Origin of the sequence: Streptococcus suis (assembly GCF_002960425.1) — a bacterium.
Lineage (GTDB): Bacteria > Bacillota > Bacilli > Lactobacillales > Streptococcaceae > Streptococcus > Streptococcus suis_S.
In genome coordinates this window covers 63,903-85,722 of sequence record NZ_POIZ01000027.1, presented here as the reverse complement: position 1 = coordinate 85,722, position 21,820 = coordinate 63,903, and the positions used below count along the sequence as shown (strand labels likewise).

25 protein-coding genes are annotated in these 21,820 nt (G+C 43.8%); 2 read left to right on the top strand and 23 right to left on the bottom strand.

The annotated features are described in order from the left end of the window. Nucleotides 1-166 precede the first annotated feature (166 nt). The 11 genes from C1G57_RS02605 to C1G57_RS02550 form a co-directional block, all read right to left on the bottom strand. Nucleotides 167-2,815 (bottom strand): valine--tRNA ligase, encoded by a 2,649-nt coding sequence (locus C1G57_RS02605; protein ID WP_105113643.1) that lies wholly within the window; start codon nt 2,813-2,815, stop codon nt 167-169. A gap of 114 nt (nt 2,816-2,929) precedes the next feature. Continuing rightward, a complete protein-coding gene (locus C1G57_RS02600) occupies nt 2,930-3,505 on the bottom strand; it encodes a shikimate kinase (RefSeq protein WP_105113642.1) in 576 nt (191 codons plus the stop codon). Continuing rightward, nucleotides 3,502-3,891 carry a VOC family protein gene (locus C1G57_RS02595; protein ID WP_105113641.1) on the bottom strand — a complete coding sequence of 130 codons (390 nt, stop codon included), beginning with the start codon at nt 3,889-3,891 and terminating at the stop codon, nt 3,502-3,504. Before C1G57_RS02595 ends, C1G57_RS02600 begins: the two co-directional genes overlap by 4 nt. A gap of 241 nt (nt 3,892-4,132) precedes the next feature. Then, nucleotides 4,133-4,519, bottom strand: coding sequence for a helix-hairpin-helix domain-containing protein (locus C1G57_RS02590; protein WP_105113640.1), 387 nt, complete (start codon nt 4,517-4,519; stop codon nt 4,133-4,135). Between the two features lie 16 nt (nt 4,520-4,535). Further along, nucleotides 4,536-4,790: a DUF1912 family protein gene (locus tag C1G57_RS02585; RefSeq protein ID WP_105107204.1), complete on the bottom strand. Its 255-nt coding sequence runs from the start codon at nt 4,788-4,790 to the stop codon at nt 4,536-4,538. Nucleotides 4,791-4,897: 107 nt separating this feature from the next. Further along, nucleotides 4,898-5,899: an aldose epimerase family protein gene (locus C1G57_RS02580; RefSeq protein ID WP_105113639.1), complete on the bottom strand. Its 1,002-nt coding sequence runs from the start codon at nt 5,897-5,899 to the stop codon at nt 4,898-4,900. A 354-nt stretch (nt 5,900-6,253) separates the two neighbouring features. Continuing rightward, entirely contained in the window at nt 6,254-6,658 is a 405-nt protein-coding gene (locus C1G57_RS02570) for a PTS sugar transporter subunit IIA (RefSeq protein WP_105113638.1), read from the bottom strand. A 4-nt stretch (nt 6,659-6,662) separates the two neighbouring features. Continuing rightward, entirely contained in the window at nt 6,663-7,478 is an 816-nt protein-coding gene (locus tag C1G57_RS02565; protein WP_105113637.1) for a PTS system mannose/fructose/sorbose family transporter subunit IID, read from the bottom strand. Continuing rightward, nucleotides 7,465-8,361 carry a PTS mannose/fructose/sorbose/N-acetylgalactosamine transporter subunit IIC gene (locus tag C1G57_RS02560; protein ID WP_105113636.1) on the bottom strand — a complete coding sequence of 299 codons (897 nt, stop codon included), beginning with the start codon at nt 8,359-8,361 and terminating at the stop codon, nt 7,465-7,467. The genes C1G57_RS02565 and C1G57_RS02560 overlap by 14 nt, the downstream gene beginning before the upstream one ends. 39 nt (nt 8,362-8,400) lie before the next feature. Continuing rightward, the gene (locus tag C1G57_RS02555) at nt 8,401-8,886 is read right to left on the bottom strand and encodes a PTS system mannose/fructose/N-acetylgalactosamine-transporter subunit IIB (RefSeq protein ID WP_105113635.1); all 486 of its coding nucleotides are present in this window, start codon (nt 8,884-8,886) and stop codon (nt 8,401-8,403) included. A 55-nt stretch (nt 8,887-8,941) separates the two neighbouring features. Then, entirely contained in the window at nt 8,942-10,714 is a 1,773-nt protein-coding gene (locus C1G57_RS02550) for a glycoside hydrolase family 35 protein (RefSeq protein ID WP_105113634.1), read from the bottom strand. Nucleotides 10,715-10,933: 219 nt separating this feature from the next. Between C1G57_RS02550 and C1G57_RS02545 the strand changes: the two genes are divergently transcribed. Then, the gene (locus C1G57_RS02545) at nt 10,934-11,644 is read left to right on the top strand and encodes a GntR family transcriptional regulator (RefSeq protein WP_105113633.1); all 711 of its coding nucleotides are present in this window, start codon (nt 10,934-10,936) and stop codon (nt 11,642-11,644) included. Between the two features lie 16 nt (nt 11,645-11,660). On the opposite strand, the gene C1G57_RS02540 is transcribed toward C1G57_RS02545, so the two are convergent. From C1G57_RS02540 to recX, 4 genes are all read right to left on the bottom strand, one after another. Beyond that, nucleotides 11,661-12,404 carry a GntR family transcriptional regulator gene (locus tag C1G57_RS02540; protein ID WP_105113632.1) on the bottom strand — a complete coding sequence of 248 codons (744 nt, stop codon included), beginning with the start codon at nt 12,402-12,404 and terminating at the stop codon, nt 11,661-11,663. Between the two features lie 149 nt (nt 12,405-12,553). Next, on the bottom strand, nt 12,554-12,871 hold the full coding sequence (locus tag C1G57_RS02535; RefSeq protein ID WP_105113631.1) for a DUF960 domain-containing protein: 318 nt from the start codon (nt 12,869-12,871) through the stop codon (nt 12,554-12,556). A gap of 57 nt (nt 12,872-12,928) precedes the next feature. Next, entirely contained in the window at nt 12,929-13,462 is a 534-nt protein-coding gene (locus C1G57_RS02530) for a DUF402 domain-containing protein (protein ID WP_105113630.1), read from the bottom strand. A 77-nt stretch (nt 13,463-13,539) separates the two neighbouring features. Continuing rightward, on the bottom strand, nt 13,540-14,316 hold the full coding sequence (recX, locus tag C1G57_RS02525; protein ID WP_105113629.1) for a recombination regulator RecX: 777 nt from the start codon (nt 14,314-14,316) through the stop codon (nt 13,540-13,542). A 37-nt stretch (nt 14,317-14,353) separates the two neighbouring features. Here recX and rlmD point away from each other — a divergent pair, with 37 nt between their 5' ends. Further along, nucleotides 14,354-15,706, top strand: a complete 1,353-nt coding sequence (gene rlmD / locus C1G57_RS02520) for a 23S rRNA (uracil(1939)-C(5))-methyltransferase RlmD (protein WP_105113628.1) — start codon at nt 14,354-14,356, stop codon at nt 15,704-15,706. A gap of 78 nt (nt 15,707-15,784) precedes the next feature. On the opposite strand, the gene C1G57_RS02515 is transcribed toward rlmD, so the two are convergent. The 8 genes from C1G57_RS02515 to C1G57_RS02480 form a co-directional block, all read right to left on the bottom strand. Further along, nucleotides 15,785-16,894 (bottom strand): hypothetical protein, encoded by a 1,110-nt coding sequence (locus tag C1G57_RS02515; protein WP_105113627.1) that lies wholly within the window; start codon nt 16,892-16,894, stop codon nt 15,785-15,787. A 179-nt stretch (nt 16,895-17,073) separates the two neighbouring features. Then, nucleotides 17,074-17,763 (bottom strand): 5'-methylthioadenosine/adenosylhomocysteine nucleosidase, encoded by a 690-nt coding sequence (locus C1G57_RS02510; protein WP_105113626.1) that lies wholly within the window; start codon nt 17,761-17,763, stop codon nt 17,074-17,076. 9 nt (nt 17,764-17,772) lie between these two features. After that, the gene (gene macP / locus C1G57_RS02505) at nt 17,773-18,093 is read right to left on the bottom strand and encodes a cell wall synthase accessory phosphoprotein MacP (protein ID WP_105113625.1); all 321 of its coding nucleotides are present in this window, start codon (nt 18,091-18,093) and stop codon (nt 17,773-17,775) included. A gap of 9 nt (nt 18,094-18,102) precedes the next feature. Beyond that, the gene (locus C1G57_RS02500; RefSeq protein ID WP_105113624.1) at nt 18,103-18,648 is read right to left on the bottom strand and encodes an NUDIX hydrolase; all 546 of its coding nucleotides are present in this window, start codon (nt 18,646-18,648) and stop codon (nt 18,103-18,105) included. Between the two features lie 8 nt (nt 18,649-18,656). Next, nucleotides 18,657-20,039, bottom strand: coding sequence for a bifunctional UDP-N-acetylglucosamine diphosphorylase/glucosamine-1-phosphate N-acetyltransferase GlmU (gene glmU / locus C1G57_RS02495; protein WP_105113623.1), 1,383 nt, complete (start codon nt 20,037-20,039; stop codon nt 18,657-18,659). Between the two features lie 177 nt (nt 20,040-20,216). Further along, nucleotides 20,217-20,687, bottom strand: a complete 471-nt coding sequence (locus C1G57_RS02490) for an ASCH domain-containing protein (protein WP_105113622.1) — start codon at nt 20,685-20,687, stop codon at nt 20,217-20,219. 12 nt (nt 20,688-20,699) lie between these two features. Further along, nucleotides 20,700-21,398 (bottom strand): 3-oxoacyl-ACP reductase, encoded by a 699-nt coding sequence (locus C1G57_RS02485; protein WP_105113621.1) that lies wholly within the window; start codon nt 21,396-21,398, stop codon nt 20,700-20,702. Further along, complete coding sequence (locus tag C1G57_RS02480; protein WP_004194840.1) at nt 21,391-21,627, bottom strand: DUF2829 domain-containing protein; 237 nt, start codon at nt 21,625-21,627, stop codon at nt 21,391-21,393. Before C1G57_RS02480 ends, C1G57_RS02485 begins: the two co-directional genes overlap by 8 nt. Nucleotides 21,628-21,820: the final 193 nt, after the last annotated feature.

Sequence of the window (21,820 nt, the reverse complement as noted above, 5' to 3'; positions counted from 1 at the left end):
TGTTTGAATTTCTAGCCTTATTATACCACAAAACCCAGCCCTTTTTAGGCTGGGCATTTGTTTAATCTAGTGCGGTTAACATCTGCTTGAGACTAGGAAACGACACCGCAGGCAGTACTTGAGTACGGCAAGGTGAGTTGACGAAGTATCAAGTGATGTTAGGCCACTAGACCAGTTTCTTCATCTCTTCAATCCGTCCTACTGTCGCATCATATTTTGCTTGGTAGTCGGCTTGTTTTTCTTTTTCTTTTTCAACGACTTCTGGTTTGGCGTTGGCGATGAAGCGTTCGTTGCTGAGTTTTTTGCCGACCATGTCTAGTTCTTTTTGCCATTTGGCAAGTTCCTTGTCTAGACGAGCCAACTCTTCTTCTACGTTGAGGAGGTCGGCTAGTGGCAAGAAGATTTCAGCACCGGTGATAACGGCTGACATGGCTAGTTCTGGTGCAGCGATACTTGAGCTGATTTCCAGATGTTCTGGATTGGTAAAGCGTCGGATGTAGTTTTCGTTAGCTTTGAAGAAGGTTTCAAGCTCGCTATCTGCCGTCTTAATCAAAATGGTAATCGGCTTAGAAGGAGCAACATTCACTTCTGCTCTGCTATTTCGCACCGAACGAATCAAATCCTTGAGGCTTTCCACTCCCTTATGTGCTTCTGTATTCTCAAAGGCTGGGTTAACCACAGGGTAAGCCGCCACTACGATAGAGCCCTCTGCGTACTGGGCGAAGATCTCTTCCGTCACAAACGGCATAATTGGGTGGAGGAGACGAAGGATTTGGTCCAACGTGTAGAGAAGAACAGAGCGAGTCATGACTTTCTCAGCCTCGTCAGCACTGTAAAGCACTTCCTTGGTCAACTCAACATACCAGTTGGCAAACTCTTCCCAGATAAAGTTGTAAAGGATATGACCAGCCACACCAAACTCGAACTTGTCGAAGTTTTCAGTGACCTTGGCAATGGTTTCGTTAAGGTTGTGGAGAATCCAGCGGTCCGTCACGTTACCAGCCTCACCAGCTGCAACTTTGGCGACATTCTCACGCGCCGCTTCCAAGGTCAACCCTTCATTGTTCATGAGGATGTAGCGGGAAATGTTCCAAATCTTGTTAATGAAGTTCCAAGACGCGTCCATCTTCTCATAAGAGAAACGAACATCTTGACCAGGGGCAGAGCCGTTTGACAGGAACCAACGCAAAGCGTCCGCACCGTATTTCTCGATGACGTCCATTGGGTCGATACCATTTCCGAGCGACTTGGACATCTTGCGACCTTCTTCGTCACGGATCAAACCGTGGATCAGCACATTCTTGAATGGCTGACGGCCTGTAAACTCAAGCGATTGGAAAATCATCCGTGACACCCAGAAGAAGATGATGTCGTAGCCCGTTACCAAGGTTGAGGTTGGGAAGTAACGCTGGAAGTCCGCCGCATTTTCATCAGGCCAACCCATAGTTGAGAATGGCCAAAGGGCAGAGCTGAACCAGGTATCTAAGACATCCTCATCCTGTACCCATCCGTCACCTGCTGGAGCCTCTTCTCCGACGTACATTTCGCCAGATTCGTTATACCATGCTGGAATTTGATGACCCCACCAAAGCTGACGCGAGATAACCCAGTCATGTACATTTTCCATCCATTGTAGGAAGGTGTCGTTGAAACGTGGTGGGTAAAATTCTACCTTGTCAGCTGTGTCTTGGTTGGCAATGGCGTTCTTAGCCAGTTGGTCCATCTTAACAAACCACTGGGTTGACAAACGTGGCTCAACTACCACACCTGTACGTTCAGAGTGTCCAACGGAATGCACACGGTTTTCGATTTCCACAAGGGCTCCAAGTTCTTGCAACTTAGCAACCGTTGCCTTACGAGCTTCAAAGCGGTCCATACCTGCAAATTCGCCTGCCAACTCGTTCATAGTGCCGTCGTCGTTCATAACGTTGACTTGTGGCAGATTGTGGCGTTGACCTACGAGGAAGTCATTCGGATCGTGGGCTGGAGTGATTTTCACAACCCCTGTACCAAATTCTGGATCTGCGTGTTCATCCGCAACGATTGGGATTGGCTTGTTAACGATCGGTAGGATAACGTTTTTACCAATCAAGTCCTTGTAACGTGGGTCTTCTGGGTTAACCGCAACCGCAACGTCACCGAACATGGTTTCAGGACGAGTTGTCGCAACTTGAAGGGCACGAGAGCCATCTTCCAACATGTAATTCATGTGGTAGAAAGCACCTTCTACGTCCTTGTGAATAACTTCGATATCAGAAAGAGCTGTGCGAGCCGCTGGGTCCCAGTTGATGATAAATTCACCACGGTAGATCCAGCCTTTTTTATAGAGTTCTACAAAGACCTTGCGAACAGCTTTCGACAAGCCTTCGTCCAGCGTGAAGCGGTCACGTTGGTAGTCCAAAGACAGACCCAACTTGCCCCATTGCTCACGAATAGTCGCTGCGTACTCATCCTTCCATTCCCAGACTTTGTCGAGGAATTTTTCACGACCCAAGTCATAGCGAGTCACGCCTTGCTCCCGCAAGCGTTCCTCAACCTTAGCCTGAGTAGCAATCCCCGCGTGGTCCATACCTGGAAGCCAGAGGGTATCAAAGCCCTGCATGCGTTTTTGACGGATAATGATGTCTTGAAGAGTGGTATCCCAAGCGTGCCCCAGGTGCAACTTACCTGTTACGTTTGGCGGCGGAATGACGATAGAATAAGGCTTAGCCTCCGCATCGCCTGACGGCTTAAAGACATCTTGGTCCAACCAAGTTTGGTAACGACCAGCCTCAACCTCGGCTGGATTGTATTTTGGTGATAATTCTTTTGACATTATTTTTTCTCCTTTAGTATTCTTTAAGAAAATTGGTTTATACTATCCTCAAGCTAGAAATAGCCCAATTCTTTTTCATATAATCTCCTAGAAATAGTCAGTCCCTTGGGCTGGCTATTTCGTTTGTTCTTGCTCAAGCTCCTCCATTTTTTGGATAATCAGTTGAGCTACATCATTGGCAGAAAGATGGGTATTATTAATTTTGAGATAATACTGAATGCCCTCTGGAATGCCTAATGAGGTGTATTGACATGTCTCAGCTGTAGAAAGAATCTCAGCCTCTGAAACTTCAATGTTTCGTTTCAAAGGTTTATGGGCCAGTCGATTTTCTGTCCGATTACGCCGCAGACGTTCTTCTAAAGCAGTTTCCAATTCAACAAATAAAATTTCCTGACCATGATGATGAAAAATCGTCTGAACTGTTGTAAGGAATTGAACATCTATGGGATTTTTAAAATTAATCAAGGCAGTTCCGATTAGTGGGCGGTTTGACCTAGCAAATACATCATAAACAGCAAATGTAATACGTGTATTGAGGTCAAACATATCCTCAGAAAATTCAGGGATAAATCGTAGGCTAAAATCAATCGAATCGTGATTATGAAAGAGGGTCATCCCTGTCAATTTCTCAACTTCCTGCCCAACGGTCATCTTGCCAGAAGCTTGTGCTCCAATAATAATTAGATTCATCCTTCCTCCCCCACCAACTCTATCTTGATCCCATCTGGGTCTTCCAAATAGAGTGCATAGTGGTCTGGTCCTCCTGCGTGGGGATAGCGGTCATCGTAGAGCAGTTTGACTCGTCTGGTCAAAAATTCCTTCCGCCATTGGTCAATGTCATCAGGTGTTCCCGCATGAAAGGCTAGATGATTGAGACCTGTTCGGCAACGGTGATAGCCTGCCTCTAGGAAATCCTTTGGCGTTTGGATAAAGACCAGGTACTGCTCTGCTTTTTTATAAGACAGCCCTTTATCCCACTCCTGATAGAGCGAGTAGCCCAGCTTGGTCAGAAGAAAATCGTAAAATGCACGTGAGGTTTCCAAGTCTGAAACATATATTTCAACATGATGTAGCATATCTTCTCCTTTCCAAATGAAAATCCCTGCCTAGACTTGCTAGACAGGGACGAAGTTATTCCGCGGTACCACCCTTGTTCAGATAGATTATCTGCACTTTGCTTATTCGATTCACATCATCAGCAACCAGTTTTGACATTTGTGCGGATTTCTCAGTATCACCGCTTCCTGTGACAAATGGGGCTCAAAACACCTCTGAATGGCTTTATTGTAACAAAATACACCTTGAAAAGCAAGGGATTTAAGCTTTCAAGTCAATCCCTTTTTCTTTCAACTGCTTGATGGTTGCAGGACCGATACCTTTAAGAGCCAAGAGCTCTTTTTCTGTATGGTTTGCAAAATCAGCCACAGATTGAATACCTGCTTGGTAGAAGGTTTCCAAACGTGCTGCCGCAATGCCTTCCAACTTAGGAAGTGCCAAAAAGTTTTCCAAAGAAGGCGCTGAAGAAGACACCTCTGCTGCAACTTCTTTTACTTGTTCAAGAGCCTTCTCCACTACCGTTTCTACCTTTTCAGCGACAGGTGCAACAACCTCACGCGCTACATTCGTAGTCAGATGACCTGCACGTCTTAAGTCTGCTATGTATTTTTTCAATTGTTTCTTACGATTTACTTTTTTCTTTGCCAAGATTTCTATCCTCTCTTTAATAATGTCTCTGGCCAAACAAGCCATCTGGTAAATCATGGAAGCCCTTGCCAGCATGGTAGTTGGCAAATTTCCCTTGGATAAAGCGATAGGCATCTAACTTACTTTCATAACGAATATAAGCATCCGCTGCCCGCTCATCCTTATCCTCTTCCAAGACACGACGGCTTTCTTCCACCGCCATCTCGTTTACCATAACTTGAGTATTGACCCAAGCTTCAAATTCCTTTAAAAATTCTTGTTCTTTTGTCATTATTTTCCTCTTTCGTCTGCTTCAATCGAAACACACCGATTTATTATACCACATTTTCCAAAAAAGACAAGAAGCCCTATCTGTATAACAGTTAGAGCTTCTCATTCTTACCATGTAAATTGATAAACAGTCTGGGACAAGAATTCCTCATCTTTTTCCAGCAAAATAGAGCCGAAGCCATCTAGGTTGCAAGCATTCGGCAAGGCCTGACATTCCAAGCTAAAAGCTCCATGATAGGCAGCCAAAGCTTCGACAGGATAATTGTAGGTGTAGATAACCACTGATGGCTGATTGGTTCGCACGCGCAGAACAATTTTTCCATCTGGACTGACCACTTCAACTGGCCTATCCACATCCTCCAAGAGCCACGGATGGTCGTAGCCTTTCACAAGGACATTCTGAGGGTGCTGGCTATCAAATCCCTGAGCAAATGGAGCCAATTCTCTGAAGTCAAATGGTGTTCCTGTCACATCCTCTAAAACACCTGTCGGCAGATTGTCCTCACCAAGTGGAGCATAGCGATTGGCCGCAATCCGAATTTTATGCTCTGCCACCGACTGCTGAAAATCTCCCATCAAGTTGAAATAGATGTGGTTGGTTGGGTTGAAAATCGTATCCTTTTCTGACACAGCCTGATAGTCAACCGTCAACTCATTTTGGTCTGTCAAACCATAGATAGCCTTGACCCGCACATCACCAGGAAAACCATTAAAACCATCTTTTAGGACCATACCAAAGGTCACTTGATTGTGTTCCTGGTCCAGCTCAACATTCCAATACTGCTCATTGGCCGTGTCAACCCCACCATGCAAGGTTCGACCTGGTTCATTTTCTGTGAAATGATAGCGTGTTCCCTTTATCTCAGCCTGTGCACCTGAAATCCGTCCAGCAACTGGAACAATAGTAGAACCAGGATACAAATCTGTCTTACGGTAATCAAGATCTGCCCCTGCCGCCAAACTGACATTTCGTAAACCACCATTTTCTTCTACTGGCAAAAGCACTTCCACCACTCTAGCACCAAAATCTGTCAGACTGACCTGCATACCATTTTTATTTTTCAAGCAATAGAGCTTCGCTTTTTCACCAAATTCTTTTACTTCAATCATTGCTTTTCCTCACGAAAACAAAGGAGGGGAGGCATTCAACGTGCTTCCCCTCAGGATACTTAAAGCCTCATCATATAGATGACTAGTCAGAAAACTAGAAGGAGAGCAATTCTCCTGCGCTAAAATGTACCGAACTGTCTGGGTGATAAGTTTCCACCACTTCTCAGATTTCATGCAACATCTCAGCGCAGTGGTTGATTGGTAGCTTTGTTCGCATTATATACTCCAAAGCTAACCTAATCAACTGTGCGGGGGTGGGAAGACGAACTCTCTTCAACATATCGAGTTCTTTCCCACTCCCCCTCGCTTTCCAGTTTCTAAGCTCGGGCTGAAACAGTCACTTCCCTGACTGTTTCACTCATCTTCATCATCCTCATCACTTGTTAATAGGTTGTTGACGTGGACGAGGTTGCTTGTACCAAATTCCACATAGTCAACTGCTTCACCAAGTAGGACGCCGTTCAAGAAACCAATGACCATCGGCATGTTCATACCTGCATAGAGGTCAAACTGCCCACCGTCAATCAATTTACGGGAAACAACGTTAGCTGGTGTTCCGCCCAACAAGTCAGCGAATACAACAAAGTCATCTAATTCAGCAACTGTTTCTTCAAATTTTTTCTGGAAGTCTTCTGGACCTTCTTCTGGCAAGAGGGCTACTGTATAGATGTCCTCCTGAGGACCCATAATCATCTCAGTTGATTTTTTCAACTCTTCACAGAAGATACCATGACTTACTAAAACTAAACTCTTACCCATATGCTTACATGCCAAAGACAAACTTACCGATTGCTGAAAGCGTTACCGCAAGCACAATGATAATCAAGATAGCCTTAGTAGAAGTCATACCTTTGCGTCCTAGCAACCAGAAGACAAAGCCTGTGAAGATAGCTGGTACCAAACGAGGGAAGATAGTGTTAAGCAAGTCTTGTACATCAATCACTTTTTCACCAACACTTGGAGCCCAAGATACTTCAAAGTTAATCATAGTTGCAATCAAGGCACCCATCATGAAGACACCCATTACAGAAGCAGCATCTACAAGAGCTGTCAACTTATCACGCATAGTTGTGATGAGTTTAGTCCCTTCTTTATAGGCAATTTCCAACTGTTTCCAACGGAAGATGTCATAAGCTACTGCTACTGCTACCCAAAGGAAGATACCTGCTGGAGTTCCTTCTTTAGCCATAGTCGCTGCTACAGTACCCATGATAGCTGGAACAAGGGAACCAAAGATAGAGTCACCGATTGGGGCAAATGGTCCCATCAAGGCTGTCTTAATACCGTTAACCGCATCCTTAGAAGCGACACCGTCGCTTTCTTCAAGCGCCAAGTCAATACCAGTAATGATAGTATGGAAGAATGGAGAAGTGTTGAAGAATTGAGTATGCAATTTCATCATTTCCTTCAATTCAGGAGTACCATCTCCATACATTTTACGAAGCTGTGGCAAAATCATGTAGAGGTAACCAGAACCCTGCATGCGCTCATAGTTCCAGCCCAACTGATAAGTGAACAAGCTACGTTTGTTGATTTGATTAAAATCTTCTTTTGTTAGTTTGTAATTAGATTTCGTCATCTTCAATTTCCCCACTTTCTGAAACTGATGGAGCAACCACTGCTACTTTTTGGCTATTTTTGAAGTGAAGCACTGAAAGGAAAGCACCCACAATAGCGATACCGATCATTGACAAGCCTTTGAAGTTGTTCACAAAAGCGATACCTGCATCTTCAGGAAGAGTGCCAACGATACCAGCAACAGCACCACCCAAAGCTGAAACGTTACCGTAAAGAACAGTCAACATAGCTGTAAGGGCAAAACCAACTGCCAAGTAGTGAAGGTTGCGTTTCAATGGAAGGTAGTGGAGCAAGATTGCAAAACCAAGACCTGGAAGCATACGAGCTGCAAGAGTCAAACCATCTGCAATCCATTGATATTCTTGGATTTTTGTAACCATCAATTCTACGAACTCACCACCAAATGCAAGCGCTAGGAACACAGGAAGTGCACGAGATGCAGCCCATGGAATAGCACCAAGTAGGTAGTTGCGTTCGATTGCTGCATAGTCAAATTTTTCAACAGCAGCATCTACACGGTGTGCGAAGTATGTAGTAGAGAAACGACCTGCAATATCTGTATAAACAAGAAGTGCTGCTACAGGTACTGCGATAGTAGATACGGCCAATTCTGGGTCAATACCTTGTGATACTGAGAAAGCTGTTGCAAGAACCGCACCAGAAGTTGCGTCGATACGTGATGCACCACCGAACGTACCGACACCAAGTACCATCAATTGAAGTGACGCTCCAATAGTCAAACCAGTTGCCATGTCACCCATGATCAAACCAGAGATGAACCCTGCAAAGACTGGTGAACCAGCTGACGATACAATTGTCAACTCATCACAGATCTGATAAGCAGAGTAGAGCGTTAGAAGTAATATTTGCCACCATTGCATAATAGTGAACCTCCTTTTAAATTTTTCAAAAATATCCGAAATTTATCTAACCTTATCCAAGAGAGGCATAAAGTCTTTTGGTGAGTCGCCTGGTACCATTTGAGCAATCAATTTTACTCCCTTAGCAACCAAGGCATCAAAGTCCGCAATGTCTTTATCTACAACGTTAATGGAGCGAGTAACAGAGCGAGTTTCTGGTGATTGTGACATATTGCCGACATTCAATTCAGCGAGTTCTACACCATATTCAACTAAGCGCAGGAAGTTTTCAGGACGACGAGCAACAATCAATAAGCGTTGTGCGTCATACTTACCTTCCTTGATGTTAGTAGCTGCTTTTTCGATTGGCAAAATAGATAATTTTACACCCGGTGGGCAAGCTAATTTCAAACCTTGTTTCTCAATGTCGTTTTGAGCAACAGCATCGTCAATAACCATGATACGACTAATATTTAATTTTGTAGTCCAAAGGTTAGCAACCTGACCGTGAATCAAACGACCGTCAATACGTGTAGCAATAATTGCCATACAGTGTTCTCCTTTTCTTCATAAATCTTTCTGTTAGACACCCTCAGCGGAGCACCTATACTTTTTTATAAACGGGTTCCTGTGAAAAGCTAATCTTGTCTCTATATTGCCCTTCCGTTTCAAAAACGACTATTTCATTAACTCCTTTCTTTAAGTATCCTTTTGGAATATAGAGATAGAGGATTGGACCTTTTTCCCAGAAACGTCCGATATTGACATTATTAACAAATACGACACCCTTACCAAAACCTGTCATGTCTAAGTAAGTATCTGCCAGTTCTTCCACTTCAAACTGGTAGCGATAGAAGGCTGGTTGACCCTCCTGCCACTCTTTCGTGAAATCCAGACCAGAAATATCATCCAGTGGCAATGGATACATGTCCCAATTACCAATGTAGTGCAAGTCTGCTATAGCCCCTCGACCCAAACCTTTAGACTGCGTCGGTGCTGTCAACTTATGACCATAATTGACCCGTCCCATGTTTTCAACCAAGACAGCCAGTTCAACATGGTTGGATGCAAACTCTAGTGCAATGTCTTCACCAATTTCTGTCTGGTATTGTGTGGTAACCAAACGACCATCTGCATAGACTTGAATACGGTCACGCGCATCAATGACACGAAGCCGTTCTGCCTCCTCCTTATCCCGCTCTAACTGCGTTTTATAGAGGATATAGCCCGTCGATTGCCCCAGCTCTTCCATATTTTTTGGATAGAAGCTAGAGGAGTAATCGCTTACATTTTCTGCTACAGCAAAGAGGCTTACCTTATCCTTCAAGTCCACACTTGGCAAGGCCCTGGCTTCTTTTACCAGTGGCTCAGCATAGTCCAAATCTGGATAGGTTTCCTTCATACGTTTTTGCAAGGCATAGAATTTCTTGGTTGGATTACCAGCCTCATCTAAAATCGCATCGTAATCGTAAGAAGTTACCTGTGGCAAATCAATCTGACCGCGGGCAGAGCAACCATTCATGAACCCAAAGTTGGTTCCACCATGGAACATGTAGAGATTGATAGAACCCAATTCAATACATTCCATAACAGCATCGACCATCTCGTCTGGATCACGGCGAATGACCTCATCGCCCCAGCGATTGAACCAGCCATCCCAGAATTCCATACACATGAAGGGCCACTTTTTACCATGTTCCTCAAAGAAAGCCTGCATATTTGCAAAATTTTCCTTGGCTTTTGAACCAAAGTTACCCGTCACAAAGATGTCATCTTCAATCAGCGTTCCTGCTCGAAGCGTCGCCCGCCAAGCACCGTCCGAGGTGAAGAGGGGAGCTGTCAAGCCATGCTTACGCATCAGACTTGCTACTGCTCTCAGGTATTCCTTGTCCTCACCATAAGAGCCATATTCATTCTCTACCTGGAACATAAGGATATTACCACCTTGTGCGAGTTGGAACTTGGCTAATTTAGGAAGAAGAGAAGCGTAATATTCATCTAAGTGCTTTAGGTAGCGCTCGTCATGCGAACGAACCCGCAGCTCTTCCTGCATCAGCCAAGCGGGGAGACCTCCCCATTCCCACTCAGCACAAATATATGGGGAAGGGCGAACAATAGCATAAAGCCCCAAATCCTGAGCCAGCTGTAAAAAGCGCTCAAGATCTAGTATTCCTTCATAGCAAAACTCCCCTTTTTTAGGTTCGTGCATATTCCAAGGAACATAGGTTTCAACCGTATTAAAACCTAAAGCTTTCAAATTATACAAGGAATGATACCAGTCATCAGGGTGTACTCGGAAATAGTGGATAGCACCCGATAAAATTTTAAAGGGTTGATGATCTAAGTAAATTTGATCTTTTATATAGAACTCTGTCATCTTGTCACCTTTATAACCATATACCTTTCTGTTAATATAATAACACTTTTTACTGGTTATGTCCACTACTTTTTATTATTTTTTGAAATAATTTCTACATTTTTTGATAAATCCCGTCATGAAAGGGGTTTACAAGGATTTTTTTAGAAATTCTAGCTATATTTTTTGATTTTTTTCTATCCATTTAGTATAATAATCGCTAGAAAGGAAGTAATAAAGATGAAAGTACCTAAGTATCAACTTATACAGAATGACTTACGTCAACAGATTATTTCTGGTAAATTTGAAAATGGCGACAAATTTTACACAGAATCTGAATTAACCAAGCTCTTTAATGTTAGCTCTATTACGGTTATCCGTGCTGTCAATGAATTGGTTAAAGATGGTTATCTAGTTCGTCAGCAGGGTAAAGGAACCTTTGTATCTCGTTCACGTAAAGGACGTTTGGTGGAATTCTCTGATATTGAAGTTTTCCCTATGGATAAAGATACCATCGTCGTGCTCTCTTGTGAAAAAGGCAATGATCCTGAAATCCTTGAAAAACTTAATTTAGACAAAAATGATTTCTATTATAAAATTGTTCGTGTCCGTTCAGCAGAAAATACGCCATACATTTTCCATAACTCCTATATTCCACAACGATATATCCAAAATCCAGATGCTCCACTAGAGCACTACCAATCTATCTACCAACGCTTCAAGTTGGATTACAACATCCACATGTCTGAAGAACCATTTGTGGAAACAAATGAAATTGTTAGCCCATGTCCAAAAGAAGTTGCAAAACACTTGCAGTTGAAAACCACTGAGCCAGCCGTTCTTCAAAACAAAACGACCACTCACAGTGCAAGTGGCGAAATTATGGAATATACTGAAACCTATAAGCACTGGAAATACTATAAATTCGAAATCACGGCCAACCACCGTTAAAAGCAAAAACGCAGACTTAACTATCTGCGTTTTTCTGTTTCTGATGGCTAATCTTATAGCGAAACTGGTCTGCCCTAGCAATACTAAAGGTAAACTCTATTATCCTATTTTTATCATTATAGGTTTTTCTCACCAAATGAAGAACTGGACTGTTACTTGGAATACCTAAAATCTTCGCTTCATTGTCTAAAGAAATGCTAGCGTAAAACTCTTCTTCTGCCAATCGAATCATCTGACCATAATCTTCAAGAAAGATTTCATAGAGTGGTTTTTCACTCATCCTGCTGGCTGTCAAGGCAGGAAAGAGGGAAGCAGGTACATAGGTTCTTTCCAACATCATTGGAACCTCATCAGCTAGGCGAAGACGTTCTATTTCAAAGACTTTCTCACCAAGATTAACCTGCAAATGTTGGGCAATATAATCCGTAGCTTGAACGCATCCAAAAGATAAAATAGCTGTCCGTGGGCACTTCCCAATTTTTTTCATCTGCTCGGTAAAACTATAGGCTTGCGATAAATCCACAGCTGTATTCGAAATTTCTGAAACATAGGTCCCCTTTCCATGTTTCTTATAAACAAGACCACGCTTCTCCAATTCCTGCAAGGCCAGACGAACAGTAATGCGACTAACCCCATAGACCTGTGTCAATTCGCGTTCTGAGAATAATTTATCGTTTGGAGCCATCCTCTCACGAATAGCCACCTCAAGCTCATCGACCAGTTGCAAATAAAGGGGTTTCTCATCAACTTGATTGACCATCATGTCCTCCTTTCTAACCAACGAAATCTCTATATTTATTTTACAATAAATATCATATATTAACAATACATATAACGTGGTAGATAGGAATTTTCTATCCTTTTACTTTCATGGGTCAAACAGTCTCCAGCTCCCTACAGCCATCCGACCTATAACAAGGTCACCTCATCTGGCAGAGTAATGGTTTCCTTGCCCTGCTTATCCATCACTAAAATCGTTGACGGATAAAAAGGATCGAAACGACTGTTCAAATCTAGAGCAATGGCATTTTTATAGCCCTCTTGAGAAAAAACAAGTGTCACCTTTCCTTTTCGATTTTTGATGGAAAAACGCAGGACACTTTTTAAGGGAATAACTCCCTTTAAGTAGTTATCAATAAAATACCAAAAACTGTCAATAACCTCTCCAGGCAATGAGGTGACAATACCAAAACTTGCGTATCGTCCATTTGTTTGATCAAAAGCCATCTTTCCTCCTTTATGGTAAGAAAAAAACCTGCAAAACAGGATTTTCTTTCTCTAACTTTATCTACTTCTCAGTTCTAAATAGCGTTTGTACCAGATATTGACATAGGCTGGAGAGAAGGGACCACGTTGATTGTTGATCCAATCCACCAGAATCTTGACATTTTCTTTCAAAATAAAATCAATATCATTGGAATACTTCATAGCCTTGCGATGACGCTCATATTCGTCCACATCCAAGAGCCTTTTCTCACCATCCGCAAAAACCTTAACATCTAGGTCATAGTCGATGTACTTGAGTGCTTCATTGTCGAGAACATAAGGGCTGGCAAGATTGCAATAATAGGAAACTCCGTTCTCACGAATCATTGCAATGATATTGAACCAGTATTTCTTATGAAAATAAACGATTGCTGGCTCTCTCGTTACCCAACGTCTGCCGTCATTTTCAGTCACTAAGGTATGATTATTGACTCCAATAATAGCATTTTCCGTTGTTTTTAATACCATGGTGTCACGCCAAGTGCGATGAATTTCACCGTCATGTTTATAACTTTGAATAGTAATAAAGTCGCCTTCCTTTGGTAATTTCACTTTGTTACCAACTTTCTACTATTACAATTTATCTTGACTATTATACCATATTTTTTCAACCTAGGCGAAGATTTTTCTCATAGATATTCACGAAGAGCAGATTTTATGGTATCAAAATCAAAGCCCTTGCGAGCCAAAGCCTGCATCAAACGTTGTTTCAGCTCATATCCCTCATATTTTCGACTGTATTTCCTGTATTGCTTATCTAACTCCTTGAAAATCAACTCTGTCTCATTTTCTTCATCTGAAGTCAATTCTAATTGAGTCATACTCTGTTTGGCCAGCTCATAGGAAAATCCTTTAGCCATCAAGCCCTGAACCAGCTTATCCTGCAAGGCACGTAGAGGCAACTTGTTCTGGTATTTCCGAAGCAACTTCTCTGCCACCTTACCAGCCAGGTCTGAAAAATCGACCTCTGCCAAGCTGCCATCAATCAAGGTTTTTGAAATTCCCTTGGCCATTAACTTTTGACGAAGCATAGCTGGTCCCTTGTCACCACTCAATCCATTCTGACGGATGTAGGCCTCCACATAGCCTTTATCGTCAATCCACTTGTCCTCTTCCAAGTTTGCGACAATTTTTTGAGCAGGTGTTCCGCTAATTTCATACTTTGCCAGATAATCAAGCACTTCTTTTCTTGTTCTCTGTTTAAAAGAAATAAAATACAAGGCTAAATTTTTTCCATAAGAGAACTGGGCAAAATCCCGAATGACATGAAATTCCTCTTCTGTGATATCCTTGTCCTTACTAAGCATGAAGCGGACAATGGTATCTTCCGTAACATAGGTATTTTCCTGCCCCTCAACTTCTAGGAGATAGAGGCGTTTCTTCTTTTCAATTTTTGTGATTTTCATTCTTTCATTATACAGGAATTTTCGGTAAAATAATAATATGAATCTACAAGTAAACCAACGAATTCCCTTGAAAATCAAGCGAATGGGTATCAATGGCGAAGGAATCGGCTTTTATCAAAAAACGCTAGTCTTCGTTCCTGGTGCCCTCAAGGGAGAAGAAATCTATTGCCAGGTCACTTCGGTCAAACGAAATTTTGTCGAAGCCAAGCTCTTAAAAATCAATAAGGAATCCAAATTCCGTGTCAAGCCTGCCTGTGAGTTCTACCAAGCCTGTGGAGGCTGCCAAATCATGCACCTCCGCTATGACAAGCAACTGGATTTCAAGCAAGACCTGCTACAACAAGCCTTGAAGAAGTTCAAACCAGCTGGCTATGAAAATTATACTATCCATCCGACCATTGGTATGGATCAGCCAAGTCATTACCGGGCAAAATTACAATTCCAAACCCGCTCTTTCAAGGGGCAGGTCAAGGCTGGGCTCTATGCTGAAAATTCCCACCGCTTGATTGGTATTACAGACTGCTACGTTCAAGACCAAGAGACCCAGAAGATTATCAATAGCATTGCTGATTTGCTGACCAAGCACCGCATTCCCATTTACAACGAGCGTAAAGAACAGGGCATTCGCACGGTTATGGTCCGCAGAGCCCGTCAATCTGGTCAAGTTCAGGTCATTTTTGTCACCTCCTGTCAGGTCAATCTGACCAAACTCATTGGAGACTTAACCAAACAATTTCCAACTATTGTCACTGTTGCTCTTAACTGGAACAGGCAGAAAACCAGCGACATCTATGGGGAAAAAACAGAAATTCTATGGGGCAAACAGGCCATTGAAGAAGCTGTTTTGGACTACGAGTTCTCCCTGTCACCTCGGGCATTTTACCAATTAAATCCCCAACAAACGGAAGTTCTCTATGGAGAAGCAGTCAAGGCACTGGATATTTCTGGCGATGAAGATTTGATTGATGCCTACTGTGGCGTGGGAACCATTGGCTTTGCCTTTGCACGAAAGGTCAAGTCTGTTCGTGGCATGGATATCATCCCAGAAGCCATCGAAGATGCCAAGGCCAACGCTCAACGAATGGGACTGACCAATACCTACTACGAAGCTGGTAAGGCAGAAGAGATTATTCCTAAGTGGTACAAAGAAGGCTACCGTGCAGATGCCTTAGTAGTTGACCCACCACGGACTGGACTCGATGAAAAACTCCTCAAAACCATCTTGGAATACAAACCAGCGAAAATGGTCTATGTATCCTGCAACGTTTCAACCCTAGCCAGAGATTTAGTAGAGCTAACCAAGGCTTATAAGGTGGAATACATCCAATCCGTTGATATGTTTCCCCATACCGCACGAACAGAGGCGGTTGTAAAGCTGAGCAAGAAGTAATCACTAGAAATGTTGTCCTTGTCGTTCGTGAATAAGAAATAAAGCAAGTCCAATGGGCTTGCTTTATGCATGTTCTATTTACTTAGCCGAGTAGAAGGCGATTCCTTCCTGTGTCCAGCCACGTGTAGCTAGCACTTTGTATTCATTTGCATCTGTAGTGTAAAGATGTTTTTTCAATCCTTCATTGTAAAGGCGGTAAACAGGTATGCCATCTGTCACTGAGTAAAAGGCAGTGCCTTCTTGTCTCCAACCACGACCTGCTAAAACCTTGTACTCGTGAGCATCTCTGGTATAGAGATGGACTTTCAAACCCTCATGATAGAGACGATAAACTGGGCTACCTTTTGATGCGGACAAGAATGCCTGACCTTCCTGTCTCCAACCACGACCTGCCAAGACCTTATATTCATGGGCATCTCTGGTATAGAGATGGACCTTCAAGTCTTCATGATAAAGGCGATAGACTGGTGAAGTGGATACTTGGTCCTCAGTAACCTTGGTTTCGGTTGGTTTCGTCTCATCTGGCTTGCTGGCGCTTGATTGGCTAGCGGAACTGCTTGAAGCTGATGGATTGGTGGCGCTTGATTGGCTAGTGCTGGACGGACTAGTGGAGCTACTTGAAGCTGATGGCTTAGTGGCGCTTGATTGGCTAGTGCTGGACGGACTAGTGGACTCGCTTGAAGCTGATGGCTTAGTATCTGACGGATTGGTTTCGGTTGGCTTGGTTTCAACCGGCTGCTCAACTGGTTGTTCAACTGGAGTCTCAACCGGCTGTTCAATTGCAAAATATGCAAAAGTTACTCCAATAACACTATCACTAAACCCATCCGGCAAAGTAACAACCCCATCCTTATGAGGAACGGTCGTCATCGTATCTAGATAGCTTGCCCTAGCAGCTTCTAACCTATACCCTTCGATAACAGGGGCTACGTATGTTTTTGAGACACCTGTAGGTATATATTCAATAATTGTCGAACTTTCACTCGTCATAGAGCTGCTCGAAAACTTACTGATACCATAAATAACCTTAGTAGTCTTCTCCTGAGCGTAAACAGTGTTAGGAGTATTCAGTAGCTGACCGCCCACAGGAGCAACCACGCCACCAAGGACTGCGATTGAAGCAAAAACAACACCCGACTTGGCCCACTTATGAAGTTGTTTCTTGCTAGAACATCTTTTGAGTTTCATATAAAAACCTCCGTTTTATATTCATATTTTTGTGTCAAAAAACACTTTCACTAGTATACTAAAAAAAAAAAGTATCTGGTCAAGCAATTTTGTGTTTTATAGATAAAAATTCGGTATTTTCAGCTGTTTCAAAGGTCTTTTCATGGTTTTCAGAAAAAGCAAGCCTCGCGAGGCTTGCTTTATGCTTGTTCTAAGAAGGCAATCAGGGTCTGAGCAGACCGTTCACCTGCCTGGATAATAAATTCATCAAAGGTGATATTGGCATCTCCCTGAGCTGTGTCACTCATGGCACGGATGACTAAGAAAGGTTTACCTGTATTAACGGCCGCTTGGGCAATGGCCGCTCCTTCCATCTCCACAGCAAGAACATCTGGGAAGTTTTCCTTTATGCTGGCGATCTTATCCTGACCAGCAATAAAACTGTCACCGGTCACAATCAGACCCTGATGACTGGTTATTTCCTGCTCTGCCAAAACGCCTGTTAACTGTTCTAACAAGACTTGGTCAGCTGGATAATACAATTCCTGCCCTGCCATTTGCCCATAGGCGTAGCCAAAAGCCGTCACATCAACATCGTGGTAGGCCAAGTGAGTAGCTACCACCACATCACCGATGGCAATCCCGTCAGCTACTGCCCCTGCTGAGCCTGTGTTGACAATGGCGTCCACTGCAAAGCGGTCAGCCAAGATGGCCACCGACATAGCTGACATGACCTTGCCAATGCCCGACTGGACAAGCACTACTTCATGCTGACCAATACGGCCTTGGTAATAGGTCCGACCCAAGACAGCTACTTCTACCTTGTCTTGGAGCTGCTCTACCAAAATCTTCAGCTCCTGGGGCATGGCTGCGATAATTCCAAATTTCATGATTTCTCCTTAAATAAACAAGACAGCAATAATAAAGACAATTAGTAAAAGGATGACCCAAAAGAGAATTTTATTGACTTTTCCCCGAAATTCTTCGCGTTTGATGGTTTCAATTCTACGACTTTTTACCACCGATGGTTTGACGGGAATACGGATGGTCTGTCCTTCCTCGTAGCCTTGGTAGTCTTCATCTAAAATGGGCTCAAAAATCTTTTCATCCATGGATACCGTTTGCTTGGGACTAAAATGCCCAAAGCGTTCATCTGTATCAGCTTCCTGCATTTTTTTCACTCGTTTTAGTATGTCATCCGTTAACAAGGGCTTGCCCACTGTCATCTCCTACTTTCTCATGAGTTGTAAATATTGAACCGCCATGATGGTCTTGGCATCACAAATATCTCCACTTGCGATAAGCTCCAAGGCTTCTTCTAGAGTTACATAAGACAGTTCAATGACCTCGTCCTCATCCATGGGACGAGGGTTTTCCACTTTAACCAAGTTATCAGCTAAATAGAGGCGAATACGCTCATTACAAAAACCGATAGCAGAGTAAAAATCTGCTAACAAGGTCAGCTTGTCACTGGTATAGCCTGTTTCCTCTTCCAATTCACGCAAGGCAGCATCTTCCAGCGTATCTTCTTCGCCTAGTTCCAACTTACCTGCTGGAATTTCATAGATAGCACGCTCGATAGCCTTGCGGTATTGTTTAACCAAAATCATTTTACCTTCAGGAGTGACTGCCAAGACACATACTGCCCCCTTGTGGAAAATCAGTTCACGCTTGCCTGTGTTACCATCTGGCAGTAAGACATCGTCAACAACGACATCAAAGATATGCCCCTTGAAAATCTCTTTTCGCTCAATTGTTTTTTCTTCAAAATTCATGGTATCACCTATTTTTGGCTTGGATGGAAGGGAAAGCGGGTCGCATAGCCTTCCTTGTTTTCCTGACGACCACGACCAATACCGATGGCATCTTTTGGAATGTCCTTGGTAATGGCAGAGCCAGCAGCAAGCAGGGCATTGTCACCGATTGTTACTGGAGCGATGATGGTTGAGTTGGAACCGATAAAGGCGTTGTCGCCGATGGTCGTCTTGTATTTGTTCTTCCCATCGTAGTTGACAGTAATGGTACCTGCACCAACATTGACATTACTGCCGATAGTTGCGTTACCCAAATAGGTCAAGTGACCTGACTTGGTTCCTTCACCCAGTGTCGAAGCCTTGACTTCCACAAAGTTTCCAACGTGAACATCTTTTTTCAGAAGGCTATCTGGACGGATATGGGCGAATGGTCCTACTGTCACTCCTTCCTCGATAACTGATTCTTCAATGTCTGAATTGCTAATAACGACATCTGCTGCGATTTTTGAATCACGTACTCGGGTTCCGTTTGTCAAGACAGTTCGCTCACCGATGACTGTTTGACCTTTCAAGACAACATTGGCTTCGATGACTGCTTCTGCACCAATTTCCACATCGATGTCAATATAAGTCGCTTCTGGATTAACAAACGTTACTCCGTTAATCATGTGCTTTTCAGTGATCCGCTTGCGCATGACAGCTTCTGCAGTCGCAAGGGCGATACGGTCATTGACACCCAGACTTTCATCGAAGTCTTTGAGGACATAGGCACCGACCTTTTCCCCTGCCTGACGGAAAATGGAAATAACATCCGTCAAATAGTATTCACCTTGGGCATTATCCGTATTGATGTCCTTAAGGGCTTCAAACAAACGCTTGTTGTCAAAAAGGTAGGTTCCAGTATTGATTTCCTTGACTTGTTTTTCAAAATCATTGGCATCTTTTTGCTCAACAATTTTCAAGACTTCGCCGTCTGCATTGCGGATAATACGACCATAGCCGAAAGGATTATCAGCCTGAGCTGTCAAAATAGTCGCAACGTTTTTGTGGCTGATGTGGAAGTTAATCAAGTTTTTCAAGCTCTCGCCTGTAATCAGTGGTGTGTCACCTGCAATAACAAGGGTATGACCATCTAGTCCTGCCAAAGCTGGCTCTGCCATCATAACGGCGTGGCCTGTCCCCAACTGTTCAGATTGAAGGGCAAACTCTGACTGCCCTTCGAGAACAGTCTGCACCAATTCTGCCTTATGACCGACAATGGTTACTGTTTTAGCAGGTTCCATAGCATCTACAGCCCGTTTGACATGCTCCAACATGGTAATTCCTGCCACTTTGTGTAAGACCTTTGGCAAGTCAGACTTCATGCGAGTTCCCTTACCCGCCGCTAGGATAATTGCATAGTTATTGCTCATAAGTATCTCTCTTTTCATTGTTATGACCCTATTATAGCAAATTTTACTTTTTTTGGAAAATGGCAGTATGATAAGGAATTTTCGTGAACAATAAAAGAAACTGGAATGAAGCCAGTTTCTCAAAAAATGTTAGTATTAGAAAACAAACTACAGGTTGGTTGCATCCAGTAGAATGGTCTATTTAGGGTAAACCAATTCAAATTCTTCACAGACGACTAGCATATCTTCTGAGAAGGACAGGCCTGCTTCTGCCAGCCAAATCGTGAAAAGTTCTTCATGGACCTGTCGCCAGTGAGCCAAACTTTTCTCTTTTACAACGGACAAGTCCCCTTCCTGACGGAACTCGCCCTCCTTATAGGCATGATCTTCCGTCACTTGGGAAAAGGGCGTCACATAGACCTTGGTGGTCTGGATAATGCAGGCAGCCTGACCTTGACCGTCCAGAATGATGGCATAGCCACCAGCTGTTGGAATTTCTTCTCCCTCTACTGCGTAGAGGGCATGGGCAGAGCTGGTCGAAGTTTTTATGCCTCTAGCCACCAAGTCAGCCAGCCGATCAGCTTCCGCCCCAAAAGCCCAGGCCTCTGGCTCAGGACCTGCTTGGGGGTTGATGGCAAGAAATTCTTGCCAGAGTTGTGTAGGGGTCATGGGTGCTCCTTTCTACTTCAAACTCCAGCCGCCGTCAATGGTGATAATCTGGCCTTGCATGGAGGCAAGTTTGCCAGTAGCCAGCATGAAGGTCAGCTCTGCTATTTCGCTGGGCTGGGTCCAGCGTCCGATAGGGGTCTGATCTGCCACCCAGTCCGCTAGGCCACCAGGCTCAAAGTCCTTCTGGGTCATACCTGTCTGGACTGCACCAGGGGCGATGCCGAAGACCTGAACCTTGTCCTTGGCATAGTCCAGTGCCAGCTGCTTGGTAAAACCTGCCAAAGCGTGCTTGGAGGCCGTATAGGCGGAGCCTCCTCCACCTGCAAGGCTAGAAGCAATGGAGCACATATTGATAATGATACCGGCCTGTCTGTCCACCATTTGCTGTAGATAGGGGCGAGTCAGTCTTGTCACCGCAAAAAAATTCACCGCGAAAATGCGAACTAATTCATCCTCCTCAATATCGAGGTGGGGTCGGTAATCGTCTAAAATGCCTGCGGTATTACAAAGGACGTCAACTGTCTGGCACCAGGAAAAGACTGGGCTTAAATCGCCAGTCAGGTCCAGCTGTAGAAAGTGGAAATCGCCTGCCAAATCAGGCTTGCTGGCCTGGTCAATCCCGTAGACACGCCAGCCATTTTCCAAAAAAATCCTTGCCTGAGCTAGTCCGATGCCACTGGAAACGCCTGTGATGAGGGCTGTCTTAGTCATGAACTTCTACCCAGTCGGTCGCAAGGACGTCGCAAGGGGTCGGGCTCCACATGGAGAAGCCTTCGCCCTCGCCCGTCACGTTGATGAGGAAGTAGGGCGTCGCCTCCAGCTTTTGCCCGTGGACCTCAATGGTGTCAAAGAGCTGGACGTAGTTCTCCGCCCCGCCCCAGCCTGTGCGAACATACTTTTTCTTGGCCTTGAGGCCTGGTAAAATCTCTTCAAATGTCATGGTTTACTCCTTTGTTGTCTATAAATGTTGATTTAATAAGGTTTCTGTAACCTTGGAATGAGTTGTTTTAGTAATTTGTTCACCCTCGTATTCACCCTAGAGAGTATTGATGGCTTTTTCGTAATATGAAACAGCCTTTTTTCCTGTCGGTCATCTTCTATCTCCGATTTTACTAGATATTCCGTTCATACAG